The organism is Terriglobales bacterium, assembly GCA_035457425.1.
Classification (GTDB): domain Bacteria; phylum Acidobacteriota; class Terriglobia; order Terriglobales; family Acidobacteriaceae; genus JACPNR01.
Genome location: DATIBR010000081.1, coordinates 1 through 5,348, shown reverse-complemented (window position 1 = coordinate 5,348; position 5,348 = coordinate 1). Strand labels below are relative to the sequence as shown.

Genomic DNA, 5,348 nt, shown 5'->3' with positions numbered 1-5,348 from the left:
CAGACGCGTCAGCGGGGCCTCGAAGTTGAACTTGTCCGCGTTGCCGTAGCGCGCCTTGGCGAACGCCTCGTTGAGCATGTAGGAGCCGGCGGAGGCGATGATCATCATCACGCGCATGGCGAAGATCCAGACCAGCAGCTGCACCTGCACCGCCGGCGACTTCACCGCCAGCAGGATGAAGGTGATCAGCGCCACGCCCGTCACGCCGTAGGTCTCGAAGCCGTCGGCCGACGGCCCCACCGAATCGCCCGCGTTGTCGCCCGTGCAGTCGGCGATCACGCCCGGGTTGCGCGCGTCGTCTTCCTTGATCTTGAAGACGATCTTCATCAGGTCCGAGCCGATGTCCGCGATCTTGGTGAAGATGCCGCCCGCGATGCGCAGCGCCGCCGCGCCCAGCGACTCGCCGATGGCGAACCCGATGAAACACGGCCCCGCGTAATCCCCCGGGATGAACAGCAGGATCGCCAGCATGATCAGCAGCTCCACCGAGATCAGCATCATGCCGATGCTCATGCCGGCCTTCAACGGGATGTTGTAGATCGGGTACGGCTTGCCGCGCAGCGACGCGAACGCCGTGCGCGAGTTCGCGAACGTGTTCACCCGGATCCCGAACCACGCCACCCCGTAGCTGCCCGCGATCCCGATGATCGAGAACAGCAGGATGATCGGCACGGTCACGCTCACCGGGTGCGCCTCCACCGGGTGCAGGAACCCGAAGTACGCCACGATCACGATGGCGATGAACACCCACAGCAGCAGGATGAACTTCCCCTGCGTGATCAGGTACGTCTTGCAGGTCTCGTAGATCAGCTCCGAGATCTCCCGCATCGCGCGGTGCACCGGCAGATTCTTCAGGTTCATGTACATCATCAGGCCGAAGGCCATGCCGAGCGCGCACACGATCAGCCCGAACAGCAGCAGCGTGTGCCCGTCGATGCCGAGGAACTGCTCCGACGAGAGGTCCGGGAGCTTGAGCGAGGCTTCGCCGCCGCCCTTGTGTTCGACGGCCTGCTGCGCGGGCGCCGGTTCCGGCGCGGCTTGGGCGAATGCGGTGGTGGAGAGGGCGAGCAGCGCCAGCAGTGCCAGCGCAGCAAAGACGCGGCGCGAAGTTCTCGCGGCGAGCGAGTGGAACATACGGATTCCTCCGAAACTAGGACGTTGGGATCGTCTGGGCCGGCGAACTGGGCCGGCAGTTCGGAGCAGCGCTTCCACCAGGACAGTGAAAGTACAGGCTTGGCCGCGCTCCAGTCCTCATGGGATGCGCGCCCAATGACGCGCGTAAGCACCCCGAGAACAGACTTTTATATCATGCGCGAAAAAATACGGTCAACGCGAGGGACTCGTATCAGGGCAAGGCTTGAGCCGTGCCAATAGGGCGGCACGAAGTGTTACTTCGACGCTTCCACCGTCTCGATCACGATCGCTTTCGACCCGCCGCGGTCGTGCACCTGGCCGCTCACCGTCACTTTCTTCCCCGCGACCTTCATCAGGCGCTTGTTCTGCCCGTGCGCCGGGCGCGCGTTGTCGATCGGCCAGTACACCGTGCCGTCCTCCGCCAGGATGACCAGGGGCGACCCCGCTTTCGCGCACTCCTGCGCGCACTGCTCGCTGATCGGCCGGTCCAGGTCCTTGGTGTAGGCGCACGCCGAATCGATCACGTAGCCCGTCACCGTCGCCTTCTTGCTGTCCGCGAACGACGTCAGGGCCATCAACACCGCGAATGCTATGAATGCCTTCCAGCGCATGGGTACCGCCTTTCGCGGCGATGGTACACCTCAAACCACCGAGTGTAGCGCCCTCGACCCCGAGGGCGCGCTTTCCCTCGACCCCGAGGGCGCGCCCGCGCGTCCTTGCTCGCCTCGGGCCGTGCTGTCCGTCTAAGATATCTGGTTCTCTACGCCCATCCGGAGGCACCTGTGAGACTCACCCGACGGCTTTCCTGCCTGCTGGTTCTCTTTTCGCTCGCCCTCTTACCTCTCTATGCGCAACACGCCGCGGCGCCCGCCACCCACGGCATCCAGGCGTCGCACATCGACAGGTCCGTGCGCCCCGGCGACGACTTCTTCGAATTCGCCAACGGCGCCTACCTCAAGCCGCTCGAGATCCCCGCGGACCGCGCCTCCGTCGGCGTCTTCAACAAGCTCGCCGACCTCTCCAACAAGCGCACCAACGACCTGATCGAGGAGATCGCGAAGTCGAACCCCGCCGCCGGCACCGAGAACCGCAAGCTCGCCGACCTTTACGCCTCCTACATGGACGAGGCCGGCATTGAGCAGCGCGGCCTCGACCCCCTCAAGCCGCACCTCGCCGAGATCGCCGCCATCCAGGACCGCAAGCAGCTCGCCGCCGCCCTCGGCCGCACGCTCCGCCAGGACGTGGACCCGATGAACAACACCAACTACCACACGGATAACCTGTTCGGCCTCTGGGTCGGGCCGGGATTCGCCGATCCCGGCCGCTACCACGCGTACCTGCTGCAAGGCGGGCTCGAGCTGCCCGACCGCGAGTACTACCTCGCCGACTCCCCGCACATGAAGGAGCTGCGCGCCAAGTACCAGGCGCACGTCGCGGCCATGCTCAAGCTCGCCGGCTTCGATAACCCCGAGCAGCGCGCCCAGCGCGTCCTCGACCTCGAGACCGCCATCGCCAGGACGCATCGCCCGCTCGACCAGAACGAGGACGTCGCCAAGGCCAACAACCAGTGGCAGATGGCCGACTTCGCCCGCAAGGCCCCGGGCCTCGACTGGAACGCGTACTTCCAGGCCGCCGGCCTGGGCAAGCTGAAGGCGTTCTACGTCTACCAGCCGGAAGCTTTCACCGGCGAGGCCGCGCTCGTCCAGAGCCAGCCGCTCGACGCCTGGAAGGACTGGCTGAGCTATCACCTCATCGAGCACTTCGCCGGCGTCCTGCCGAAGGCCTTCGCCGACGAGCGCTTCGCTTTCTTCGGCACCGCCATGTCGGGGGCGACCAGGCAGCGCCCGCGCTGGCAGCGCGGCGTCTTCGTCGTCAACGGCCTGCTGGGCGACGCGGTCGGCAAGATCTACGCCGAGCGCTACTTCTCGCCCGAGTCCAAGAAGACCGCGCAGGAGATGGTCGAGAACATCAAGGCGGCCTTCCACAAGCGCATCGACGCGCTCGCGTGGATGGACCCCAAGACCAAGGCCGAAGCGCAGAAGAAACTTGCCACGCTCTACGTCGGCGTCGGCTATCCCGAGAAGTGGCGCGATTACTCGAAGTTCGAGGTCAAGCCCGGCGATATCTTCGGCAACCTGTGGCGCGCCGAGATGTACGAGTACCAGTATGAGGTCGGGCGCCTGGGCGCCGCCGTCGACAAGCACGAGTGGTCGATGACGCCGCAGACCGTCAACGCCGTGAACCTCCCGCTGCAGAACGCGCTCAATTTCCCGGCCGCGATCCTGGAGCCGCCGTTCTTCGACGCCAAGGCCCCGGCGGCCGCCAACTACGGCGCCATCGGCACCGTCATCGGCCACGAGATCAGCCACGCCTTTGACACGCTCGGATCCACCTTCGATTCCGACGGCCGCTATCGCGACTGGTGGACCAGGACCGACCTGGAGCACTTCCGCGCCGCGACCGAGGCCCTGGCCGGCCAATACGACCAGTACGCCCCGTTCCCCGACCTCCACATCAACGGCCACCAGACGCTCGCCGAGAACGTGGCCGACGTCGCCGGCCTCTCGGCCGCCTACGACGGCTATCGCGCGTCGCTCCACGGCAAGCCCGCGCCCGAGCAGGACGGCTTCACCGGCGACCAGCAGTTCTTCCTTGCCTTCGCCCAGAACTGGGCGTCGAAGGCGCGCGACGCCGCCCTTCGCCAGCAGGTCGCGACCGACGTCCACACGCCGGGTCACTGGCGCGCCTTCGAGGTTCGCAATATCGACGCCTGGTACAAGGCCTTCGACATCCAGCCCAGTGACAAGATGTACCTGGCGCCGGAGCAGCGCGTCCGCATCTGGTAGCAGGGAAGCGGGACTTCAGGGCAGGCGGATGACCACCGCCTGCCCTTCGTTCGTGACGCTTGCCCCCCGGAAGCTGCCTTTCACCCCGGGCGCTGCCACCGCGACTCTGCCGTCCTTGTCATCCAAGCTGACCGGGCCCAGCCCCGTTACTACTAAGCGCTTAGTACCGTTGAAGAGCGGGTGCGGACCGACGCCCTCGGTGAGCGAGGCGTGGTTCAGCACCTCCAGCTCGCCCGACTTGTTGCCCACCTTCATCCAGCGTGTGTGCAGGACTTCGGCGTTGCCGAGGTTGCGCACGTTCCACGGATCGAAGCCCTGCGGCCAGAGCGGCTCCTTGCCCGCGATGATCTCGATGCGCCAGCCCTCGGCCGCGAGAAACTCCTGCTTGCGCTTGGCGCGGCCGGAGACGAGCTGGTCGCGCTCCGCCTGCGCGCGGTCGAGTTCCTGCTGCGCGACCTCGGCGGCGAACGAGCACAGCTTGCGCGGGCGCTGCGGGTCGCGGTCGAAGTAGGCATTCAGGCGCGCATCGAGCGGCGCGTCGCCCGCCTCTCGCCACTTCTTGCCGACGAAGCGGTCGAGCAGCAGCGCCAGCGCCTGCCCCGTGGCGTAGCCGCGCTGCCGGATCAGCTCCGCAGGGAAGTCGTCCGCCGCCAGCGCAGCGTGTTTGCGCGCGGCCTTGTACTCCACGTACTGGGCGAGGCCTTCGTTGAGTTCCACGCCGCGCTCGTAGGCCGCCGCGCCCGGCGGCATCTTGCGGAAGCGCTGCTCGCGCAGGCGCATCGCGGCCTCCGACCAGCAGCGCACCTCGCGGTCGCTGCGCGCGTGCAGCGCGCGTAGCAGCGCGAGAGTCTCCAGCCGCCGCAGCGCCAGCGCCTCGGCGTCGTCGAACGGATAGAGGAACAGCTCGCCCTCGTTCGCCGCCCACTTCGGGTGCGCCTTCTTCTGGTAGACGTGGAAGGTCTCGTGCACCAGCAGCGCGGCCTGGTCGCGCACCGTCGCCTTCGACTTCGAGATGTCCGCGGTCGCGGTCGGGACCCCGTTCACCTCGGTGCCGGTGTTGGCGCGGACCGAATCGTGCTGTCCGGCAAACACGAACACGCCCGCGGCCCCCTCGACCGGCTGGAAGCCCTCCGGCGGCTTCGGATGGTGGAACAGGTAGGTGTTCATGCCGTCGAACAGCTCCACCGCGGTGTGCTGCGGCTCGAATCCGGGCCAGAGCGGCTGGCGCGCCATCTTCTCGAACTCGCGCAGCGCCTCGACCGCCCGCGGCTGCTCCGCGCAGGCGAAGCAGGAAAGCAGCGCGAGGATCGCCAGGAGTCGACGCATGGGTGGTTCGACGAGCGAGATGCTAACAGGTTAGCAGCCCCG

The 5,348-nt window shown here is 67.0% G+C and carries 4 protein-coding genes; 1 reads left to right on the top strand and 3 read right to left on the bottom strand.

The features are described 5' to 3' along the window. Both VLA96_06005 and VLA96_06000 read right to left on the bottom strand, forming a co-directional pair. Positions 1-1,134 (bottom strand): sodium/proton-translocating pyrophosphatase (locus VLA96_06005; GenBank protein HSE48745.1); only part of this gene is annotated, 1,134 nt, incomplete at its 3' end. Positions 1,135-1,388: 254 nt separating this feature from the next. Continuing rightward, entirely contained in the window at positions 1,389-1,745 is a 357-nt protein-coding gene (locus VLA96_06000) for a hypothetical protein (protein HSE48744.1), read from the bottom strand. Between the two features lie 171 nt (positions 1,746-1,916). Here VLA96_06000 and VLA96_05995 point away from each other — a divergent pair, with 171 nt between their 5' ends. Continuing rightward, positions 1,917-3,980, top strand: a complete 2,064-nt coding sequence (locus VLA96_05995) for a M13 family metallopeptidase (protein HSE48743.1) — start codon at positions 1,917-1,919, stop codon at positions 3,978-3,980. 15 nt (positions 3,981-3,995) lie between these two features. Here VLA96_05995 and VLA96_05990 read toward each other — a convergent pair whose 3' ends face one another. Beyond that, the gene (locus VLA96_05990; protein ID HSE48742.1) at positions 3,996-5,306 is read right to left on the bottom strand and encodes a hypothetical protein; all 1,311 of its coding nucleotides are present in this window, start codon (positions 5,304-5,306) and stop codon (positions 3,996-3,998) included. Positions 5,307-5,348: the final 42 nt, after the last annotated feature.

What these genes read in the sequence shown, in the direction of transcription:
- VLA96_05990 (HSE48742.1), bottom strand. Translation starts at nt 5,306, where the DNA reads ATGCGTCGACTCCTGGCGATCCTCGCGCTGCTTTCCTGCTTCGCCTGC.
- VLA96_06000 (HSE48744.1), bottom strand. Translation starts at nt 1,745, where the DNA reads ATGCGCTGGAAGGCATTCATAGCATTCGCGGTGTTGATGGCCCTGACG.